Origin of the sequence: Streptomyces sp. NBC_00354, assembly GCF_036106915.1 — a bacterium.
Lineage (GTDB): Bacteria > Actinomycetota > Actinomycetes > Streptomycetales > Streptomycetaceae > Streptomyces.
On sequence record NZ_CP107983.1, the window covers coordinates 5436616 to 5457226 of the forward strand.

A 20611-nucleotide genomic window follows, 5' to 3' on the forward strand; every position below is an offset into this window, starting at 1 on the left:
TAATGGAAACGTAAAGTTCCGATTCCGTGTGCAACCCCCGGGCGGGGCAGTGGGTCGTATGGTGCGTCGGCACTTCCGGGGAGGGATCTGGGGGGATCGGGAAGTCCGACACGGGAGGGGTAACCGTGAGGGGGTCCGGCCGCGAGGCCGGACCCCCTTCTGGTTGTCCCCCCTTCTGGTTGTCCACAGGCCTGACGGGCTGTCGGCGGCGGGCGGTAGTTTCATTGCCATGGCAACCAACGGGGCGGTGCAACAGGCAGTGGTCGAGGGGGTGCTCGAGCGCATCACCTACGCCAACGAGGAGAGCGGGTACACGGTCGCCCGGGTCGACACCGGCCGCGGCAGCGGGGACCTGCTCACGGTCGTCGGCTCCCTGCTCGGGGCCCAGCCCGGCGAATCGCTGCGCATGGAGGGCCGCTGGGGCTCCCACCCCCAGTACGGCAAGCAGTTCACGGTGGAGAACTACCGCACCGTGCTCCCCGCGACCATCCAGGGCATCCGCCGCTACCTCGGCTCCGGCCTGATCAAGGGCATCGGCCCGAAGATCGCCGACCGGATCGTGGAGCACTTCGGCACCGACACCCTCGACGTCATCGAGGCCGAGCCGAAGCGGCTGATCGAGGTGCCCGGGCTCGGTCCCAAGCGGACCAAGCTGATCGGCGCCGCGTGGGAGGAGCAGAAGGCGATCAAGGAGGTCATGGTCTTCCTCCAGGGCGTCGGCGTCTCCACCTCCATCGCCGTCCGCATCTACAAGAAGTACGCCGACGCCTCCATCTCGGTGGTCAGGAACCAGCCGTACCGGCTCGCCGCCGACGTGTGGGGCATCGGCTTCCTCACCGCCGACCGGATCGCCCAGGCCGTCGGCATACCGCACGACAGCCCCGAACGGGTCAAGGCCGGGCTCCAGTACGCCCTGTCCCAGTCCACCGACCAGGGGCACTGCTTCCTGCCCGAGGAGCGGCTGATCGCCGACGGGGTCAAGCTGCTCCAGGTGGACACCGGGCTGGTCATCGAATGCCTGGCCGAGCTCGCCGCCGACCCGGAGGGCGTCGTACGGGAATCCGTGCCGGATCCGCAGGGCGGTCCGGACCCGCTGACCGCCGTCTACCTGGTGCCCTTCCACCGCGCCGAGCTCTCGCTGGTGGGGCAGGTACGGCGGCTCCTGGGCGCCGAGGACGACCGGATGCCCGGCTTCCAGGACGTGGACTGGGACAAGGCCCTGAGCTGGCTGGCCGGGCGCACCGGGGCCAAGCTGGCCCCCGAGCAGCGGGATGCCGTCAGACTGGCGCTGACCTGCAGAGTGGCCGTCCTCACTGGCGGGCCGGGCTGCGGGAAGTCCTTCACCGTGCGCTCGATCGTGGAGCTGGCCAGAGCCAAGAAGGCCAAGGTCGTGCTCGCCGCGCCCACCGGCCGGGCCGCGAAACGGCTCGCGGAGCTCACCGGGGCCGAGGCCTCCACCGTGCACCGGCTGCTGGAGCTGAAGCCGGGCGGGGATGCGGCGTACGACCGGGAACGCCCGCTGGACGCGGACCTGGTGGTCGTCGACGAGGCCTCGATGCTGGACCTGCTGCTGGCGAACAAGCTGGTCAAGGCGGTGGCACCGGGTGCGCACCTGCTGCTCGTCGGGGATGTGGACCAGCTGCCCTCGGTCGGCGCCGGGGAGGTGCTGCGAGACCTGCTGGCCGAGGGCGGGCCGGTGCCCGCGGTCCGGCTGACCCGGATCTTCCGGCAGGCCCAGCAGTCGGGCGTGGTCACCAACGCCCACCGGATCAACACGGGCCTGCCGCCGCTCACCGACGGGCTGCCGGACTTCTTCCTGTTCCCGGAGGAGGACACCGAGGAGGCCGGGCGGCTCGCCGTGGACGTGGCGGCCCGGAGGATTCCGGCCAGGTTCGGGCTGGACCCGCGCCGCGACATCCAGGTGCTCGCGCCCATGCACCGCGGCCCGGCCGGCGCCGGAAACCTCAACAGCCTGCTTCAGCAGGCCATCACGCCGGCCCGGCCGAACCTGCCCGAGAAGCGGTTCGGCGGCCGTGTCTTCCGGGTCGGCGACAAGGTCACCCAGATCCGGAACAACTACGAGAAGGGCGCGAACGGCGTCTTCAACGGCACGGTCGGCGTGGTCACCGCCCTCGACGTGGACGAACAGCGGCTGACGGTACGGACGGAGGAGGACGAGGAGGTCGGCTACGAGTTCGCCGAACTGGACGAGCTGGCCCACGCGTACGCCGTCACCATTCACCGCTCCCAGGGGAGTGAATATCCGGCCGTGGTGATCCCGGTCACCACCGGGGCTTGGATGATGCTCCAGCGCAACTTGCTCTACACGGCGGTGACCAGGGCGAAGAAACTCGTCGTGCTGGTCGGGTCCCGCAAGGCCCTCGGCCAGGCTGTGCGTACCGTTTCTGCAGGCAGGAGGTACACGGCGGTCGCGCCCAGGCTGTCCGGACGCGTACCGGTGGGAAACATCACCTAAATGATCGATCATTTGGGGTTCCGGCACCGGCGCGCAGGGGGCAGGATGAGCAGGTTGAAGGCACTCAGTGCCGTCAAAAGAACCAAAGGCCGACCCCGAGTGCACTCTCCTGCGCCAAATGGGGGAAGGTAGAGGCAGTCAGGGCACCTCGAAGAAGAGGCACTACGTCGGTGAGGGATGACGTGAGCGACAACTCTGTAGTACTCCGGTACGCGGACGGTGAATACACCTACCCGGTGGTCGAAAGCACCGTCGGTGACCAGGGCTTCGACATCTCGAAGCTGAGGGCCCAGACCGGGCTCGTCACCTTGGACAGCGGATACGGCAACACCGCCGCCTACAAGTCCGCGATCACCTACCTCGACGGTGAGCAGGGAATCCTGCGTTACCGCGGTTACCCGATCGAGCAGCTGGCCGAGCGTTCGACCTTCATCGAGGTCGCGTACCTGCTGATCAACGGTGAGCTGCCGACCGTCGACCAGCTCGCGTCGTTCCGCAACGAGATCACCCAGCACACGCTGCTGCACGAGGACGTCAAGCGGTTCTACGACGGCTTCCCGCGCGACGCGCACCCGATGGCGATGCTGTCCTCCGTGGTCAGCGCGCTGTCGACGTTCTACCAGGACAGCCACAACCCGTTCGACGAGAAGCAGCGCAACCTCTCGACGATCCGGCTGCTGGCCAAGCTGCCGACGATCGCGGCGTACGCGTACAAGAAGTCGGTCGGCCATCCGGTGGTCTACCCGCGCAACGACCTCGGCTACGTCGAGAACTTCCTGCGCATGACCTTCTCCGTGCCGGCCCAGGAGTACGACCTGGACCCGGTCGTGGTCTCGGCGCTCGACAAGCTGCTGATCCTGCACGCGGACCACGAGCAGAACTGCTCGACCTCCACCGTGCGCCTGGTCGGCTCCTCGCAGGCGAACATGTTCGCCTCGATCTCCGCCGGCATCTCGGCCCTGTGGGGTCCGCTGCACGGTGGCGCCAACCAGTCCGTCCTCGAGATGCTCGAGGGCATCAAGAACGACGGCGGCGACGTCGACGCCTTCATCCGCAAGGTGAAGAACAAGGAAGACGGCGTCCGCCTCATGGGCTTCGGGCACCGCGTCTACAAGAGCTTCGACCCCCGGGCGAAGATCATCAAGGCGGCGGCGCACGACGTCCTCTCGGCGCTCGGCAAGAGCGACGAGCTGCTCGACATCGCGCTCAAGCTGGAAGAGCACGCGCTGGCCGACGAGTACTTCGTCTCGCGCAACCTCTACCCGAACGTGGACTTCTACACCGGCCTGATCTACCGGGCCATGGGCTTCCCGACCGAGATGTTCACCGTGCTCTTCGCGCTCGGCCGCCTTCCCGGCTGGATCGCCCAGTGGCACGAGATGATCAAGGAGCCGGGTTCCCGCATCGGCCGTCCGCGCCAGATCTACACCGGCGAGGTCCTGCGCGACTTCGTCCCGGTCGAGGCCCGCTGACCCGAGGCTCAACCGAGGCCTTCAGCCGATGCGTTCAGTCGGGCGAAGAGGCCGCCAGGCAAGCGAAAAGCGCCCCGCCGTCGATCCCCCCACGGGTCGACGGTCGGGGCGCTTTCCTGTCCCCGGAACGGATTCCCCCCACGGGATCCGAGCCGGGGTGTCGGCGAGGAGCGCACGCGCGGTGCGCTCCAGTGGGTGTCTGCCGGGACCCGTACGGGTCGGGAGGGCCGCTCAAAGCACCCCGTTGAGCACGCGTCCCGGCCGGCTGATGCCCCGGACGTCCCCCAAGACCCCCGTGAACGTCCCCCAAGACGTTCCTGGCATCGCCCTATTAGACCCACTGCAGTGCCGGATGGTTACGTTGCGATCACTGTGATCTGCGTCTCCTGTGAAGGAAGTGTGCGCGCAGTGGGGAGAAGATCCACTATCGGAAGGATCGCAACCGGAGGCTGTTGCTCACCACGAAAACGGAGGAGAACGCCATCGCTGCCCCCGCAATCATCGGGTTGAGCAGGCCGGCGGCCGCGAGCGGCAAGGCCAGGACGTTGTAGCCGAACGCCCAGAACAGGTTGCCCTTGATGGTGGCCAGGGTCCGCCGGGAGAGCCTGATCGCGTCCGCCGCCACCCGCAGGTCTCCCCGTACGAGGGTCAGGTCGCCCGCCTCGATCGCGGCGTCGGTGCCGGTGCCCATGGCCAGGCCGAGGTCCGCCTGAGCCAGCGCGGCCGCGTCGTTGACCCCGTCGCCCACCATGGCGACCGTACGGCCCTCCGCCTGGAGTCGGCGTACGACCTCCACCTTGTCCTGCGGGAGCACCTCGGCGATCACCTCGTCGATGCCCACCTCGCGGGCCACCGTCTCGGCCACGGCCTTGTTGTCGCCGGTCAGCAGCACCGGGGTCAGGCCCAGCGCCCGCAGCCGGGACACCGCCTCGGCGCTGGTCTCCTTGACCGCGTCGGCCACGGTCAGGACCCCGCGCGCCGCCCCGTCCCAGGCCACCAGGACGGCGGTGCTGCCCGCGGCCTCGGCGGCAGCCTTGGCCTCGGCGAGGCCGGCGGGCAGGGGGATCGACCAGTCGGCCAGCAGCCGCTCGCGGCCGACCAGGACGGCGTGCCCGTCGACGACGCCCTGGACGCCGAGCCCGGCCAGGGCCTCGAAGGACTCCGGGACCGGCAGGGAGCCGGCCCTCTCGGCGGCGCCGGTGGCGATGGCCCGGGCGATCGGGTGCTCGGAGGAGTGCTCCAGCGAGCCCGCGAGGCGCAGCAGTTCGCGCTCGTCCGTGCCGGCGGCGGTGTGCACGCCGGACAGGGCCATCCGGCCGGTGGTGACCGTACCGGTCTTGTCGAGCACGACCGTGTCGACGCGGCGGGTGGACTCCAGCACCTCGGGGCCCTTGATCAGGATGCCGAGCTGCGCGCCCCGCCCGGTGCCGACCATCAGCGCGGTCGGGGTGGCCAGGCCCAGGGCGCAGGGGCAGGCGATGATCAGGACGGCCACGGCGGCGGTGAAGGCGGCGGTGGGGTTGTCGGTGATCAGCAGCCAGGTGACCCAGGTGCCGAGCGCCAGGACCAGCACGACCGGCACGAAGACCCCGGAGATCCGGTCGGCGAGGCGCTGCACCTCGGCCTTGCCGTTCTGCGCCTCCTCGACGAGCCGGGCCATGCGGGCGAGCTGGGTGTCGGCGCCGATCCGGGTGGCCTCGACGACGAGTCGTCCCGACGTGTTGACGGTGGCGCCGGTGACGGAGTCGCCCACGCCGACCTCGACGGGGACCGACTCGCCGGTCAGCATCGAGGCGTCCACGGCGGAACCGCCCTCGACGACCGTGCCGTCGGTGGCGATCTTCTCGCCGGGGCGGACGACGAACCGGTCGCCGACCGCGAGCTGCGCCACGGGGATCCGTACCTCGCTGCCGCCGCGCAGGACGGCGACGTCCTTGGCGCCCAGCTCCAGCAGGGCCTTGAGGGCGGCGCCCGCCTTCCGCTTGGAGCGGGCCTCCAGGTAGCGGCCGAGCAGGATGAAGCTGACGACGCCGGCGGCGACCTCCAGGTAGATCGCGGAGGAGCCGTCCGTGCGCGAGACGGCGCCGCCCTGAACTGTGAAGAGGTCGAAGCCGTGCCGCATGCCCGGCATCCCGGCGTGGCCGAAGAACAGGGCCCACAGCGACCAGACGAAGGCGGCGAGCGTGCCGACCGAGACCAGGGTGTCCATGGTGGCGGCGCCGTGCCGGGCGTTGGTCCAGGCGGCCTTGTGGAAGGGGAGGGCGCCCCAGACCACCACGGGGGCGGCCAGGGTCAGCGAGAGCCACTGCCAGTTGTCGAACTGGAGGGCCGGGATCATCGAGAGCAGCACGACGGGCAGGGCCAGCACGGCGGAGACCAGCAGCCGCTGGCGCAGCGCGGCCAGTTCGGGGTCGCGCGCGGCCTCGGCCCCGGGGTGCGCGGTCTCCGGTTCCGGTTCCGGCGGCGGGGGCTCCTCGGCGGTGTACCCGGTCTTGACGACGGTCTCGATCAGGTCGGCGACCTGGACTCCGCCGCCGTACGAGACGCGCGCCTTTTCGGTGGCGTAGTTCACCGTGGCGGTGACCCCGTCCATCCGGTTCAGCTTCTTCTCGATGCGGGCCGCGCAGGAGGCGCAGGTCATCCCGCCGATGCTCAGCTCGACCTCGGCGGCTCCGGCCGCCGCTATGGGCCCGTCGTGCACTGTGCTGCTGCTCATGTCCGGCTCCAGGGGGAGGGCCGGGTCGTACGGAACCAGTATGAGCTGGCCGGCACGACCCGGCGGGGTACTGCGAAGGAGAGGGTGCTCAGGCGGCCCGGCCGGCGAACTCGTACCCGGCCTCGTCCACGGCGGCGGCGACGTCCTCGTCGGTGAGCGCGGCGGCGGAGACCACGGTGACCTCGCCGGTCGCGGCGACGGCCTTGACCGAGCTGACGCCCGGCAGGGCGGAGATCTCGGTGGTCACCGCGCCCTCGCAGTGCCCGCAGGTCATGCCGGTCACCCGGTAGACGGTGGTGGTCTGGGTGTCCGTCTCGGCGGTCATGTCGTTCTCCTCTTCAAGGGCGTTTCCGGTCGCCGGGGCCGGCGGTTGCGCACCACCGTCCTCCCGACTCTTGGAGACTATACCCCTAGGGGGTATTGATGCGAGCGTTCGCCGCCACTTCCGGCCGGTTCCGGATGCGTCCGGAGCGGCGACCGCGGCGACTGCGGCGACCGTGACGGGCGCGGGAGGGCGAAGGCGTACGTCAGTGCGCGCCGGACGTGGTGACCATCGGCTCCAGGTAGCGAAGCAGCACCGTCTTCAGCTCGGCGACGTACGCGGCCCGCTCGGCGCCCTCGCTCGCCAGGATCAGGTCGAGCGACGCCTTGAAGATGCCCAGGATCATGTTGGAGACGTGGGTGATCTCGTCCGGCGTGCCGTCCGGGCAGAAGCTGCGCAGGATGCCCTGGACCCGGGTCAGCAGCCCGGAGTGCAGCTCCTCGTGCTCCTGGGTGATGCCGGGGATGCCGGAGCCGTGCATGAGGGCCCAGAACGCCGGGTTCTCGCAGTTGAAGGCGATGACCGGGTCCAGGACGGCGTCGAGCAGCTCGGGCAGGGGCCGGTCCAGGTTCTCGGGGAGGAAGGCCTGGCCGTGCATCTCGTGGGCGCGCCGGAGCAGCTGGCCGCCCAGCTCGATGGCGATGGCCTCCTTGTTCGGGAAGAACTGGTAGAGCGTGCCCGGCGAGACCTCGGCCTCGCGGGCGATGGCGTTGGTGCTGGCCGCGGCGTAGCCGGTACGGCAGAACACGCTGGCGGCGGCCGCCAGGAGCTGGGCGATCCGGCGCTCCCCGCGGGCCTGGCGCCGGGGCGCGGCGGCCTTCTTCGGGGCCTTCGGGGCCTTTGCGGCGGTATCGGCCTGGGGCCTCTCCGGCATGTCACGTCCTTTGCTTCCCGTGGGTGATTGACAAACGCGAGAGGGCGCTCGCATTCTTGGAAAACGCGAGCGACTGCTCGTGTTTGCCAGTCTAATTGGCCTGGCAATCACGGTGAAGGGGACACCGAGTCATGTCCGAAGTCAAAAAACCGCCGTCGCCAGGGGAGAGCGGCCGGTGGACCCGGATCGTCACGGCCCGGCCGCGGCTCTCGCTGCTGCTCGCCCTCGTGGTCACGGCACTGGCCGTCCTCGCGGGCGGCGGCGTCGCCGACCGGATGGGCAGCGGCGGCTGGGAGGACCCGGACGCCCGGTCCACCTACGCCTCCAAGGTCCTCGAGCGCGAGTTCCCCGGCTCCCAGCCCAACCTGCTCCTGCTGGTGGACGCCGGCACCGGGGCGGGCGCCGGGTCGGGGTCGGCCGGGGTGGACGAACCGGCCGTCGCCGCCGAGGCCGAGCGGCTGACCGCGCAACTCGCCTCCGAGCAGGGGGTGGCCGGAGTCGGCTCGTACTGGCGCACGCACCTGCCCGCGCTGCGCTCCGAGGACGGCAGGCAGGCCCTGATCGCCGCCCGGGTGCTGGGCGACGAGAAGACCCGCGCCGCGGTGCTGGAGCGGATCGCCCCGCGCTACCGGGGCGGGCACGGACCGGTGCGCGTCTCCCTCGGGGGGCCGGTCGCCGTCCAGCGCGAGGTGACCACCACCATCCAGGAGGACCTGCTGCGCGCCGAGGTGATCGCCCTGCCGGTGACCCTCGTCCTGCTCGTCATCGTCTTCGGCAGCGCCGTGGCCGCGCTGCTGCCGCTGGGCGTGGGCATCGTCGCCATCCTCGGCACCAATGCCGTGCTGCGCGGCCTCACCGAGTTCACCGACGTCTCCGTCTTCGCCCAGAACCTGACCACCGCGCTGGGCCTCGGGCTCGCCATCGACTACGCCCTGTTCATCGTGCGGAGGTTCCGCGAGGAGCTCGCCGCCGGGCGGGATCCGGTGGCAGCCGTCGGGGCCACGCTGCGGACCGCCGGGCGTACGGTGCTGTTCTCGGCACTGACCGTGGCCGTCTCGCTCTCGGCGATGCTGTTCTTCCCGATGTACTTCCTGCGGTCCTTCGCCTACGCCGGGGTCGCGGTGGTCCTGCTCGCGGCGGCCGCCGCCCTGATCCTGCTGCCGGCGGCGCTGGTGCTGCTCGGGGACCGGGTCAACTCCCTCGACCTGCGGCGGCTGTGGCGGCTGTGGCGGCGGGGGCGCGCCGGGGCGGCCGCAGGGGCGCCGGGTGCGGATGCCGAGGCCGGTCGGGGCTGGGCGCGGGCGACCGCGCAGGTGATGCGCCGGGCCCCCGTGTTCGCCATCGCCACCACGGCCGGGCTGCTCCTCCTCGGACTGCCCTTCCTCGGGGTGAAGTTCGGCACCGTGGACGACCGGCAGCTGCCGAAGACCGCCTCGTCCCACCTGGTCCAGCAGCAGATCCGCGACGGCTTCCCGGGCAGCCCCGGCGCCGGGCTGACCGTGCTGGCCGAGGGCGCGGCCGGCCCCGCGGACCTGGCCGCCTACCGGGACCGGCTGGCCGCCCTGCCCGGGGTGCGGGTGGACGGGCCGGTGAGCTCCGAGGCCCGGCCGGGGTACGCGTACTTCTCGGTGGTCACCGAGGGCGAGGCGGTGGGGCAGCAGGCCCAGGACCTCGTCGGCGAGGTGCGGGGGTTGGACGCCCCCTTCGACACCTCGGTGACAGGACAGGCGGCGGTGCTCGTCGACGCCCAGAAGGCGATAGCGGAGAAGCTGCCGGCCGCCCTGGCCCTGGTGGTTCTGGCCACGCTGCTGCTGGTCTTCCTGCTCACCGGGAGCGTGCTGATACCCGTCCAGGCGGTACTGCTCAACGCGCTGAGCCTGACGGCGATGTTCGGGGCGGTGGTGTGGGTCTTCCAGGAGGGCAACCTCTCCGGACTGCTCTCCTTCACCTCCACCGGGGACATCGAGACCACCCTGCCCGTCCTGATGTTCTGCATCGCCTTCGGACTCTCCATGGACTACGGGGTGTTCCTCATATCCCGCATCAAGGAGGAGTACGAGCGGACCGGGGACCACGAGGGGGCGGTGCGTACCGGACTGGTCCGCACGGGCGGGCTGATCACCGCGGCGGCCGTGATCCTGGCGGTGGTGATGGTGGCCATCGGCAGCTCCCGGGTGACGAACACCAAGATGCTGGGACTCGGGATCGCGCTGGCCGTACTGATGGACGCGCTGGTCGTACGGAGCCTGCTGGTTCCGGCGGTCATGAAGCTGACGGGGAAGGCCACCTGGTGGGCGCCGGGCCCGCTGCGGCGCCTGCACGAGCGGTTCGGGCTGAGCGAAGGGGAGCCCGCGCCGGGACCGCTGCCGCAGGTGCCGGGGGAGACACCGGAGCCGGACCGGATACCCGCGGGCAGTCGCTAGTGCCGCGCCGCAGAAGTTCGTGGAGGTCAGCTGGCCCCTTTGAGCAGGCGGCGCAGCCGCAACGTCATGCAATGGCCCGCCTCGCCGTCAGGGGGGACGTTACGGGCGAACCGCCGATCGGGTCGGCAGCCGAACCTGCTGAAGAATCGAGGTCAACAACTCACCCACGGATCCGTCAGGCTTGCACAGTCACACGCGGCGAGGCGGGAGACTCTGGCTGGGAACGGATTCCCGCGCCCCCGCGTGGGGTGCCATGGGCAGCGAAGAATTCCTCGGCCGTGAGGCCGAAAATGAGGTTGTCGTGGTAGCGGCCGCCGAAGTAGTCGTGTCGCCGCAGACGGCCCTCCAGGGTCGCTCCGAAGGCGAGCATGCCTGCTTGTGAGACCTTGTTGAAGTCGTGCACGTAGGCTTGGGCCTTCTGGTAGCGGCGCTCACCGAACATGTAGCCGAGTACCAGAAGTCCGGCCTCCCGGGCATACCCCTTGCGCTGGTGTTCCGGGGCGACCGCCATCCCCAGATAGAAGCGGCCTGCCACGGGGTCAGCTTGAGTCGTATTGACGCAGCCCACCATGCCCCTGTGCTGCCGATCGGTGATCGCGAGGAAGAAGTTGTCGTCCAGGGGGCCCTTCGCTGCTTCCTGCTTCAGCCATTCCCGGCAGTTGTCAGGCGAGCGCGGTGCGGTGACTCGCTCCCAGGCGCGCTGGTAGGACGATGAGGACTCAAGCGCAAGGACGACTTCCCAGTCGCTTGGCTCCACTCGACGCAGAACGGTGTTCTCTGCCGCCCAGACAGGACGGGACAGGTCCATAGGCCCTGTGCCGTCCACATGTTCCAGTGCTGCCTGACCTGTTCGTTCTTGGTCGATCACGCGTCCATCCGTGTGTCTGTGTCGTGGAAGTGGAAATTGGGCGCCGAGAGGAGATCGGCGAATCGATCAAGACCAGTGGGGCCCTGGCCATGCTGGCAGAGCCCCACACTCGCGAACGTCGTGAATCAGCCGAACTCGCCCGCCCGCACCCCCTCGCGGAAGGCAGCCCACTCCTCGGGGGTGAACCGCAGGTCACCAAGATCGGGATTCTTCGAGTCCCGCAGCGCCACAGCGCCGCCGCCGATCTCAGCGACCTCGACGCAGATTTGTAGGCTGTAGCTGCTCTTGCCCCACTGCGCTCTGCTGATGTCTCGTGCGTAGAGTTCGTTCTTCTCCATACTCAGCTCCTTCGGTGTGCCTCCGCAGTGAGCTTCCCTGCCCGTGGCCACAAAACCCCCCATATCGCCCGTATGGAGTAAGAATTAAGCGTCCTACTGCTGTGCCCCAGAAGTTCGTGGAGGGACGTCAGGTCGCAGAGCTGTCGGGGTAAAGAATGCAGGCGCAGTGCAGGTATTCCTTGAGGCTGCCGGAGGGAAGCCCACCGGGCAGCACGTCGTCCTCGCACACCCCCATCCTGTCGCCCGGTCGGCGGCCCTTGGCCCTGATCACTGTTCATGACCAAGGGGGCGGGGCGGAGCACAGCAGTGGCGGTGAGGCTGAACGAAGCGACCAGGGCAGTGCTGCAACAGCTCGCCTCGTCGGCGAAGGCCCAGGTGAGGCAGGTGTTGCGGGCCAGGATTGTGCTGGCTGCGGCCGATGGGGATAGCAACGGGTCCATCGCCGCCAGCTCGCGGTGAGTGTGAACACGGTCCGCAAGTGGCGCGGGCGGTATGCCCAGCACGGGCTGGAGGGTCTGAAGGACGCCGCCCGCACCGGTCGGCCGCGCCGCTATGGCGATCTGGTCCGCGTGGCCGTGGTCGCCGCCGCCACGAGCATGCCGCCCGGCCCGCAGGCCACCTGGACCCATACCGCGATCGCCGCACAGGTCGCGGCCGACGTCACCGCGCCGATATCCGCCTCCCAGGTCGGCCGGATCCTGGCCGACCTGGACTTAAGACCGCACAAGGTACGCGGGTGGCTCACCCGCCGCGACACCCCCGACTTCTGGGACCGCGTCCGCGACATCTGCGCCCTGTACCGACGCCCGCCCGAAGGAGCGATCGTGCTGTCCATCGACGAAAAGTCCGCCATCCAGGCGCGCGAACGCCGCTACCGCGGACAGCCGACGGCACCCGGCAGAGCGGCCCGGCGCGAGTTCGAGTACCGCCGCCACAGCACCGCCTCGATCATCGCCGCCCTGGACGTCACCACCGGACAGGCTCTCATCGAGCCGTTTGAGCGGAACACTGCCGCGTCCTTCACCACGTTTCTCGACCGCCTCGACCGGCTCCTGCCGCTCAGCAATGACATCCACGTCGTCATCGACAACGGCTCCTCGCACACCGCGAAGCACACCCTGGCGTGGCTCGCCGCCCACCCGCGCCGGCACGTCCACTGGACTCCGCCGCACGCCTCCTGGCTCAACCAAGTCGAACTCGTCTTCTCGGCACTCACCCGCGCCGTCCTGCGCCACGGCGACTTCTCCAGCCGCGAGGACCTGATCGAGAAGATCGACGCCTGGGCCATCCGACGCAACGAACACGCCTGCCCGTTCCGCTGGACCTACGACGGCAGCCCGCTGAAAGAGGCCAGCTGACCTCCACGAACTTCTGCGGCACTAGAGGTGGGGGAGCCGCCGCGGCTGGGGGCGGCTCCCCCTGCGGAGGGGGCCCCGGCGGTTCCGTCCGCAGCCGGGGCCGTGGGCGTCAGTCCTCGCGGCGGCCCCGGTTGCCGGGGCGGCGGGCCACCCAGGTGCGGATCGTGTCGGCGTACCAGTAGGGCTTGCCGCCTTCCACGTGGTCGGGAGCGGGGAGCAGTCCGTGCTTGCGGTACGAGCGCACCGTGTCCCGCTGGACCCCGATGTGGGCAGCGATCTCCTTGTACGACCACAGCTGTCGGTCGCTCATCCACGACACCTCCTTGTCCACGCCGCGGGGCCGGCCTGGAAGCCGTCGGGGGAGCCGACGCGTGGACACAGACGATCAATCGGGTTGTGCCCGGAGAACGACCGAGGGTGAAGGCGCGGGTGGGGCTGTTGAGTTGCTGTGACGGAAAACCTGCGTCATGCGGAAATCCGTGACACAAGGGCGACGCCCGTGACAGATGCGGCACAACGGATGGGAGGTGAACGGGGAGCGGGAGGACGGCTGCTCAGCGGTACAGGGCCGGCCGTTCCACCAGCTCCACCGGGGTCCGTACGCCGCTGTGCGCGGCAGTGAGCCCCGCTGCGGAGACCGCGGCCGCCGCGTAGCCGTCCCAGGCGTCGGGCCCGGCCACCCGGCCCTGCGCGGCCGCGGCCACCCAGCGCCGCAGCTGGCGGTCGTACGCGTCGGCGAACCGGACGGTGAAGTCCTGGGCGATCTCCCCGTAGTTGCGGCCCGCGGAACGGACGACCATCGCCTGCCCCTCGCCGATCTGGGCGCTCCCCGCCTCGCCGACCGCCTCGCACCGGACCTCGTAGCCGAAGCCGCAGTTGACGAAGATCTCCACGTCCACGATCACCCCGCCCGAGGTCTCCAGCAGGACCAGCCGGGGATCGCGCAGCCCCTCGGGGGCCGCCGAGGTGGGCGCCGGGGAGAGCACGGACACCGCGGTGATCTCCTGCCCGAGCAGCCAGCGCGCCGCGTCGACCTCGTGCACGACGGAGTCGGTGATCAGCATGTCGCTGGTGAAGAACGACGGCGAGGAGGCATTGCGGTGCCGGCAGTGCAGGAACAGCGGCCGGCCGATCCCGCCCGCGTCCAGCAGCTCCTTGAGCCGCTCGTACTCGGCGTCGAACCGCCGCATGAACCCCACCTGCACCAGGCGCCGGCCCAGCCGCTGCTCCGCCTCCATCACCCGCAGCGCCCCCGCCGGATCCGGGGTCAGCGGCTTCTCGCACAGCACCGGCAACTCCCGCTCCAGGGCCTGCAGGATCGCCTCCTCGTGGGCGGGCCCCGGGGAGGCGATCAGTACGGCCTGCACCCCCGGTGCTGCGATCGCGGCCGCCGGATCCGTGTGCGCGCTCGAGCCGTCCAGCGCCGCCGCGACCGCCTTGACCCGGTCGCCGTCAGGGTCGGCCACGGCCACCACCCGGGCCCCGCCCACGGTCCGCCCGATCCGGCGGACGTGGTCGGCGCCCATCTTCCCCGTCCCGATGACGGCGATGCCCAGCGTGCTCATGTCGTGTTCCCTCCAGGGGGTCAGCGGGCGCCGCAGGAGCGCAGGTAGGCGCGGGTGCGGCGGGCGATCGGCAGCGGCCGGTCGGGCGGGCACGGGTACATGTCCTGCTCCACGATCGCGAAGAGGTCCACGCCGAGCCGCTGGGCGGCCGCGAGTACGGGCTCCAGCGCGGGCACCCCCGACGGCGGTTCGCACATCACCCCGCGGGCCACGGCCGGCCCGAAGGGCAGCTGCTCCGCGACGACTTCGGCGAGGATCCGCGGGTCGACCTGCTTGAGGTGGAGGTAGCCGATCCGCTCGGCGAAGGTTTCGACGGCCTGGACGCTGTCGCCGCCGCAGTAGGCGTAGTGCCCGGTGTCCAGGCACAGGGAGACCAGCTCCGGTTCGGTGGCGTCCAGGAAGCGGGCCACGTTCTCGGAGGTGTCGATGTGCGTGTCCGCATGCGGATGGACGACGATCCGCAGCCCGTACCGGTCCTGGACCTCGCGGCCCAGGCGCTCGGTCTGCGTGGTCAGTTCACGCCATTGCGCGGGCGTGAGGGTGCGGTCCTCCAGCACCTCGCCGGTCTTGTCGTCCCGCCAGAACGAGGGAATGACGACGAGGTGCCCCGCGCCCATGGCCTGAGTGAGCGTCGCGATCCGCGACACGTGCTCCCAGGTGTCCGCCCAGACGGCGGGCCCGTGATGGAGTCCCGTGAAGACGGTGCCCGCGCTGACCCGCAGGCCCCGTTTCGCGGTCTCCTCGGCGAGGCGGGCGGGGTCGGTGGGGAGATAGCCGTACGGGCCGAGCTCGATCCACTCGTACCCGGAGTCGGCGACCTCGTCGAGGAATCGGTCCCACGGGGTCTGCAGCGGATCGTCGGGGAACCAGACACCCCAGGAGTCCGGAGCCGAACCGATGCGGATACGGGTCAACGCGGGCGGGGAGGACGTCATGACGGCCACCTTAGGGTGCGAGACGAGTGGGAGGACTGCCTGTGACCACCGCGGACGATGTCGCGTTCGACCTGATCACGATGGGGCGCATCGGGGTGGATCTCTACCCGCTGAAAACGGGCGTACCGCTGGCGGAGGCGGACACCTTCGGGAAGTTCCTGGGCGGCTCGCCCACCAACGTCGCCGTCGCGGCGGCCCGCCTGGGCCGCCGGGTGGCGGTGATCACCAAGACCGGAGCGGATCCCTTCGGCGCCTATCTGCGGGCCGAGCTGCGCGGGTTCGGGGTGGACGACCGGTGGGTGGGGGAGGAGGCGCGCTATCCGACCCCGCTCACGTTCTGCGAGATCTTCCCGCCGGACGATTTCCCCCTCTACTTCTACCGGCTGCCCAAGGCCCCCGACCTGGAGATCGAACCGGCGGAGCTGGATCTGGCGGCGGTACGGGCCGCACGGGTGTTCTGGATGACGGGGACCGGCCTGAGCGTGCAGCCGAGCCGGTCCGCCACCATGGCCGCGCTGGAAGCCCGCGCGAAGTCCGGGATCACGGTCTTCGACCTCGACTGGAGGCCGATGCTGTGGGAGGACGAGCCGGAGGGCGCGTACGCGCAGGCGCTGGGCCTCGCCACGGTGGCGGTCGGCAACGCGCAGGAGTGCGCGATCGCGACGGGCGAGTCAGAACCGCGGGCCGCGGCGCGGGCGCTGCTGGCGGCCGGGGTGGAACTGGCGGTGGTGAAACGGGGGCCGGACGGGGTACTGGCGATGCGGCGGGACGGAACGGTGGTGGAGGCGGCGCCGGTGCCGGTGGAGGTGGTGAACGGGCTGGGCGCGGGCGACGCGTTCGGCGGGGCGCTGTGCCACGGGCTCCTGGCGGGCTGGGACTTGGCGCAGGTGATCCGCTACGCCAATGCGGCGGGGGCGATCGTGGCGTCGCGGCTGGCGTGCTCGGCGGCGATGCCGTACGCGAAGGAAGTGGAGGAGGTGCTGGAGCCGTGACCGTGACCGCGTCGCACGAGATGGAGTTCACCGCGCTGCGGGTGCTGGAGCTTGCGCCCGGCGAGACGTATGCGCATGCGTGCGGGGACCACGAGTGGATCGTCCTCCCGCTGACCGGCGGCTGCACGATCCGCTGCGCGGAGCCCGTCCGAACCGTCTCGGTGTTCGAACTCCGCGGGCGCGAGAGTGTGTTCAGCGGGCTGAGCGACTTCGTGTATCTGCCCCGGGACGGCGAAGCGGAGATCGGGTCCCCCGCCGGAGGGCGCTTCGCGCTCGTCGGGGCGCGCTGCGAGCAGATCCTGCCCGCCCGGTACGGGCCCGCCCGGGACGTCCCCGTCGAGCTGCGCGGCGCAGCCCACTGCACGCGCCAGGTCAACAACTTCGCCGCCGCCGGCGTCTTCGACTGCGACCGCCTCATCGCCGTCGAGGTCCTCACACCCGGCGGGAACTGGTCCTCGTACCCGCCCCACAAGCACGACGAGTTCCACCCCGGCCACGAGTCCCGCCTCGAGGAGATCTACTACTTCGAGATCGCCGCGCACGGGGACACCCCCGGCCTCGGCTACCAGCGTGTCACCCCCTCCCCGGCGGGGAAGACCGACATCCTCACGGAGGTGAGGACCGGCGACGCGGTGCTCATCCCGGACGGCTGGCACGGGCCGTCCATCGCCGCGCCCGGGCACGACATGTACTACCTCAACGTCATGGCCGGGCCCCCGGGCCCGCCCCGCGAGTGGCTGATCCGGGACCACCCCGACCACGGCTGGATCCGGGACACCTGGACCGGGCAGGACACCGACCCCCGGCTGCCCTTCTACCGACACCGAGCGGAGGACGAGACCCCATGAGGCTCACCGTCGCCCAGGCCCTCGTACGGTTCCTGGCCGCCCAGTACACCGAACGCGACGGGCGCAGGCAGCGGCTGATCGCCGCCACCTGGGGGATCTTCGGACACGGGAACGTCGCCGGCATCGGGCAGGCCCTCCTCGAGAGCGGCCCGCGGGAGATGCCCTTCCTCCAGGGGCGGAGCGAACAGGCCATGGTGCATGCCGCCGTCGGGTACGCCCGCCAGTGCGGGCGGCTCTCGGCCCACGCCGTCACCACCTCGATCGGGCCCGGCGCCACCAACCTGGTCACCGGGGCCGCCCTCGCCACCATCAACCGGATCCCCGTCCTCCTCCTGCCCGGCGACACCTTCGCCACCCGGCCCGCCGATCCCGTGCTGCAACAGCTCGAGGTGCCGTACGCGGGCGACCTCTCCGTCAACGACACCCTGCGGCCCGTCTCCCGCCACTTCGACCGGATCACCCGCCCCGAGGCCCTGATCCCGGCCGCCCTCCAGGCCGTGCGGGTGCTCACCGACCCCGTCCAGACCGGCGCGGTGACCCTGGCGCTGCCCCAGGACGTCCAGGCCGAGGCGTACGAGTGGCCGCCCGAGTTCTTCGCCGAGCGGGTGTGGGGCGTACGCCGGCCCCGGCCCGACCGGGACGAGCTCGCCCGGGCCGCCGCGGCCGTACGGGGCTCCGCGCGCCCGCTGATCGTCGCCGGAGGCGGGATCCGGCACAGCGCGGCCCAGGCCGCGCTGGCGGAGTTCGCCGAGGCCACCGGGATTCCGGTGGCCTCCACGCAGGCGGGCAAGGGGGTGCTCCCGTACGACCACCCCGCCGATGTCGGCGGCATCGGGCACACCGGGACGGCCACCGCCGACGAGCTGGCCCGCGGCGCCGACCTGGTCATCGCCGCCGGCACCCGGCTCACCGACTTCACCACCGCCTCGGCGACCCTGTTCCAGAACCCCGCCGTCCGCTTCCTCGGGCTCAACCTCGACCCGTACGACGCCCACAAGCTCGCCGCCCGGCCGCTGGTCTGCGATGCGCGGGTGGGCCTGGAAGACCTCCGGGACGCGGCTGCCGGGTACCGCGTGGACCCCGCGTACGAGACGGCGTACAAAGAAAAGAAACGCAGCTGGGAGCAGCTGGTCGAGCAGGCCTACGCGACCCCCGACGAGGACGCCGCCCCGACGCAGGCCCAGGTGCTCGGGCTGCTCGACTCGCTCGTCGATGCCTCCGACATCCTGATCAACGCCGCCGGCTCGCTGCCCGGGGACCTGCACAAGCTCTGGCGGGCCCGCTCCACCGACCAGTACCACGTGGAGTACGGGTACTCCTGCATGGGCTACGAGATCCCGGCGGCGATCGGGGTCGCGCTCGCCGCCCCCGGCCGCCCGGTGTGGGCGCTGGTCGGCGACGGGACGTACCTGATGAACCCGACCGAGATCGTCACGGCCGTGCAGGAGGGCATCCCGATCAAGGTGGTGATCCTCGACAACCACGGCTACGCCTCCATCGGCGGCCTCTCCGGGGCCGTGGGCGGGGAGGGCTTCGGCACCGCGTACCGCTTCCGGGCGGACGACGGCTCGTACACCGGAGCGCCCCTGCCGGTGGACCTCGCGGCCAACGCGGCCTCCCTCGGGATGGCCGTGATCCGCACCCGCACCATCGGTGACCTGCGGAAAGCCCTCGCCGAAGCGCGTGAGGCGGACCGTCCCACATGTGTCTACGCACAGACCCGAACACCCGACACTGTGTCGGGCCCGCCCCCGGCGCAGGCGTGGTGGGATGTTCCTGTGGCCGAGACCGCGACCCGTGCGTCCGCGAACGCGGCCCGCGAAGAGTACGACCGGCAAGCCGCGCAGCGACGTCGCCATCTGTGAAGGAGCAAGGCAATGAAGACCGTCAACCACTGGATCGGTGGCAAGACCGTCGAGGGCGCGTCGGGCAACTACGGCCCGGTCACCGACCCGGCCACCGGCGAGGTCACCACGCAGGTCGCCCTCGCGTCCGCCGACGAGGTCGACGCGGCCGTACGGGTCGCCCAGGAGGCCTTCCAGACCTGGGGCCAGTCCTCGCTGGCCGCCCGCACCAAGGTGCTGTTCGCCTACCGCGCGCTGCTGGACGCCAACCGCGACGCCATCGCCGAGCTGATCACCGCCGAGCACGGCAAGGTCCACTCGGACGCGCTGGGCGAGGTCGCGCGCGGCCTGGAGATCGTCGAGCTGGCCTGTGGGATCACCACGCAGCTCAAGGGCGAGCTGTCCACGTCCGTCTCGAACCGCGTGGACGTCTCCTCGATCCGCCAGCCGCTCGGCGTGGTCGCGGGCATCACCCCGTTCAACTTCCCGGCGATGGTGCCGATGTGGATGTTCCCGCTGGCCGTGGCCTGCGGAAACACCTTCATCCTCAAGCCGAGCGAGAAGGACCCGTCGGCCGCCAACAAGCTGGCCGAGCTGGCGTCCGAGGCCGGCCTGCCGGCCGGCGTGCTCAACGTCGTCCACGGTGACAAGGTCGCCGTCGACGCGCTGCTCGCCCACCCGGGCATCGCGGCCGTCTCCTTCGTCGGCTCCACGCCGATCGCCCGCCACATCCACACCACCGCCTCCGCGAACGGCAAGCGGGTCCAGGCCCTGGGCGGCGCCAAGAACCACATGCTGGTGCTGCCGGACGCCGACCTGGACGCGGCCGCCGACGCGGCGGTCTCGGCCGCGTACGGATCGGCGGGCGAGCGCTGCATGGCGATCTCGGCGGTCGTCGCGGTCGGCTCCATCGCCGACGAGCTGGTCGAGAAGATCCGCGAGCGCGCCGAGAAGATCAAGATCGGCCCGGGCAACGACCCGACCTCCGAGATGGGCCCGCTGATCACCGCCGCCCACCGCGACAAGGTCGCCTCGTACGTGAAGGGGGCGGCCGACCAGGGCGCCGACGTGGTCCTGGACGGTACCGGCTACACGGTCGGCGGCTTCGAGAAGGGCCACTGGATCGGCCTCTCGCTGCTGGACAACGTGAAGACCGACTCCGACGCCTACCGCGACGAGATCTTCGGGCCGGTGCTGTGCGTGCTGCGCGCCGAGACCTACGAGGAGGGCGTGGCGCTCATCAACGCCTCGCCGTTCGGCAACGGCACCGCGATCTTCACCCGCGACGGCGGCGCGGCCCGCCGCTTCCAGCTGGAGATCGAGGCGGGCATGGTCGGCGTCAACGTGCCGATCCCGGTGCCGGTGGGCTACCACTCCTTCGGCGGCTGGAAGGACTCGCTCTTCGGCGACCACCACATCTACGGGAACGACGGCATCCACTTCTACACCCGCGGCAAGGTCGTCACGACCCGCTGGCCGGACCCCTCCGAGGCCCCGGCGGGCGTGGACCTGGGCTTCCCCCGCAACCACTGACCCGCAACCACTGACCCGCGACCGCGCCCCGCAGGGCGCGTGGCACC

General features: G+C 70.9%; 16 protein-coding genes. 8 read left to right on the forward strand and 8 right to left on the reverse strand.

Annotation, left to right across the window (positions count from 1 at the left end; translation table 11 throughout):
• Positions 1 to 229: 229 nt before the first annotated feature.
• The gene (gene recD2, locus OHT74_RS24895; RefSeq protein ID WP_328621434.1) at positions 230 to 2476 is read left to right on the forward strand and encodes an SF1B family DNA helicase RecD2; all 2247 of its coding nucleotides are present in this window, start codon (positions 230 to 232) and stop codon (positions 2474 to 2476) included.
• A gap of 182 nt (positions 2477 to 2658) precedes the next feature.
• Positions 2659 to 3948: a citrate synthase gene (locus OHT74_RS24900; RefSeq protein ID WP_031145430.1), complete on the forward strand. Its 1290-nt coding sequence runs from the start codon at positions 2659 to 2661 to the stop codon at positions 3946 to 3948.
• A gap of 424 nt (positions 3949 to 4372) precedes the next feature.
• Here OHT74_RS24900 and OHT74_RS24905 read toward each other — a convergent pair whose 3' ends face one another.
• From OHT74_RS24905 to OHT74_RS24915, 3 genes are all read right to left on the reverse strand, one after another.
• Positions 4373 to 6664, reverse strand: coding sequence for a heavy metal translocating P-type ATPase (locus OHT74_RS24905; protein WP_328621435.1), 2292 nt, complete (start codon positions 6662 to 6664; stop codon positions 4373 to 4375).
• A gap of 88 nt (positions 6665 to 6752) precedes the next feature.
• The gene (locus OHT74_RS24910; protein WP_266666889.1) at positions 6753 to 6989 is read right to left on the reverse strand and encodes a heavy-metal-associated domain-containing protein; all 237 of its coding nucleotides are present in this window, start codon (positions 6987 to 6989) and stop codon (positions 6753 to 6755) included.
• Positions 6990 to 7191: 202 nt separating this feature from the next.
• A complete protein-coding gene (locus OHT74_RS24915; protein WP_328621436.1) occupies positions 7192 to 7860 on the reverse strand; it encodes a TetR/AcrR family transcriptional regulator in 669 nt (222 codons plus the stop codon).
• A 131-nt stretch (positions 7861 to 7991) separates the two neighbouring features.
• On the opposite strand from OHT74_RS24915, the gene OHT74_RS24920 reads away from it, so the two are divergent.
• The gene (locus OHT74_RS24920) at positions 7992 to 10283 is read left to right on the forward strand and encodes an MMPL family transporter (protein WP_328621437.1); all 2292 of its coding nucleotides are present in this window, start codon (positions 7992 to 7994) and stop codon (positions 10281 to 10283) included.
• A 175-nt stretch (positions 10284 to 10458) separates the two neighbouring features.
• Here the strand turns inward: OHT74_RS24920 and OHT74_RS24925 are convergent, their stop codons facing one another.
• Both OHT74_RS24925 and OHT74_RS24930 read right to left on the reverse strand, forming a co-directional pair.
• Positions 10459 to 11151 carry a GNAT family N-acetyltransferase gene (locus OHT74_RS24925; protein WP_266666895.1) on the reverse strand — a complete coding sequence of 231 codons (693 nt, stop codon included), beginning with the start codon at positions 11149 to 11151 and terminating at the stop codon, positions 10459 to 10461.
• Positions 11152 to 11276: 125 nt separating this feature from the next.
• Positions 11277 to 11489 (reverse strand): DUF397 domain-containing protein, encoded by a 213-nt coding sequence (locus OHT74_RS24930; RefSeq protein WP_328621438.1) that lies wholly within the window; start codon positions 11487 to 11489, stop codon positions 11277 to 11279.
• Between the two features lie 455 nt (positions 11490 to 11944).
• Here OHT74_RS24930 and OHT74_RS24935 point away from each other — a divergent pair, with 455 nt between their 5' ends.
• Positions 11945 to 12847 carry an IS630 family transposase gene (locus OHT74_RS24935; RefSeq protein ID WP_328621439.1) on the forward strand — a complete coding sequence of 301 codons (903 nt, stop codon included), beginning with the start codon at positions 11945 to 11947 and terminating at the stop codon, positions 12845 to 12847.
• 109 nt (positions 12848 to 12956) lie between these two features.
• Here OHT74_RS24935 and OHT74_RS24940 read toward each other — a convergent pair whose 3' ends face one another.
• The 3 genes from OHT74_RS24940 to OHT74_RS24950 all read right to left on the reverse strand — a co-directional run bounded on the left by OHT74_RS24940 (position 12957) and on the right by OHT74_RS24950 (position 15347).
• On the reverse strand, positions 12957 to 13157 hold the full coding sequence (locus OHT74_RS24940; RefSeq protein WP_266666901.1) for a helix-turn-helix transcriptional regulator: 201 nt from the start codon (positions 13155 to 13157) through the stop codon (positions 12957 to 12959).
• 244 nt (positions 13158 to 13401) lie between these two features.
• Positions 13402 to 14412 (reverse strand): Gfo/Idh/MocA family protein, encoded by a 1011-nt coding sequence (locus OHT74_RS24945; RefSeq protein ID WP_328621440.1) that lies wholly within the window; start codon positions 14410 to 14412, stop codon positions 13402 to 13404.
• Positions 14413 to 14432: 20 nt separating this feature from the next.
• The gene (locus tag OHT74_RS24950) at positions 14433 to 15347 is read right to left on the reverse strand and encodes a sugar phosphate isomerase/epimerase family protein (RefSeq protein ID WP_328621441.1); all 915 of its coding nucleotides are present in this window, start codon (positions 15345 to 15347) and stop codon (positions 14433 to 14435) included.
• 80 nt (positions 15348 to 15427) lie between these two features.
• Between OHT74_RS24950 and iolC the strand changes: the two genes are divergently transcribed.
• From iolC to OHT74_RS24970, 4 genes are read left to right on the forward strand one after another with little or no spacing between them, the layout of a single operon-like run.
• Complete coding sequence (iolC, locus tag OHT74_RS24955) at positions 15428 to 16339, forward strand: 5-dehydro-2-deoxygluconokinase (protein WP_328623384.1); 912 nt, start codon at positions 15428 to 15430, stop codon at positions 16337 to 16339.
• A 20-nt stretch (positions 16340 to 16359) separates the two neighbouring features.
• Positions 16360 to 17187: a 5-deoxy-glucuronate isomerase gene (iolB, locus tag OHT74_RS24960; RefSeq protein WP_266673030.1), complete on the forward strand. Its 828-nt coding sequence runs from the start codon at positions 16360 to 16362 to the stop codon at positions 17185 to 17187.
• Positions 17184 to 19052 (forward strand): 3D-(3,5/4)-trihydroxycyclohexane-1,2-dione acylhydrolase (decyclizing), encoded by a 1869-nt coding sequence (gene iolD / locus OHT74_RS24965; RefSeq protein ID WP_328621442.1) that lies wholly within the window; start codon positions 17184 to 17186, stop codon positions 19050 to 19052. Before iolB ends, iolD begins: the two co-directional genes overlap by 4 nt.
• 12 nt (positions 19053 to 19064) lie before the next feature.
• Positions 19065 to 20564, forward strand: a complete 1500-nt coding sequence (locus OHT74_RS24970; protein ID WP_266666913.1) for a CoA-acylating methylmalonate-semialdehyde dehydrogenase — start codon at positions 19065 to 19067, stop codon at positions 20562 to 20564.
• The last annotated feature ends 47 nt before the right edge of the window (positions 20565 to 20611 follow it).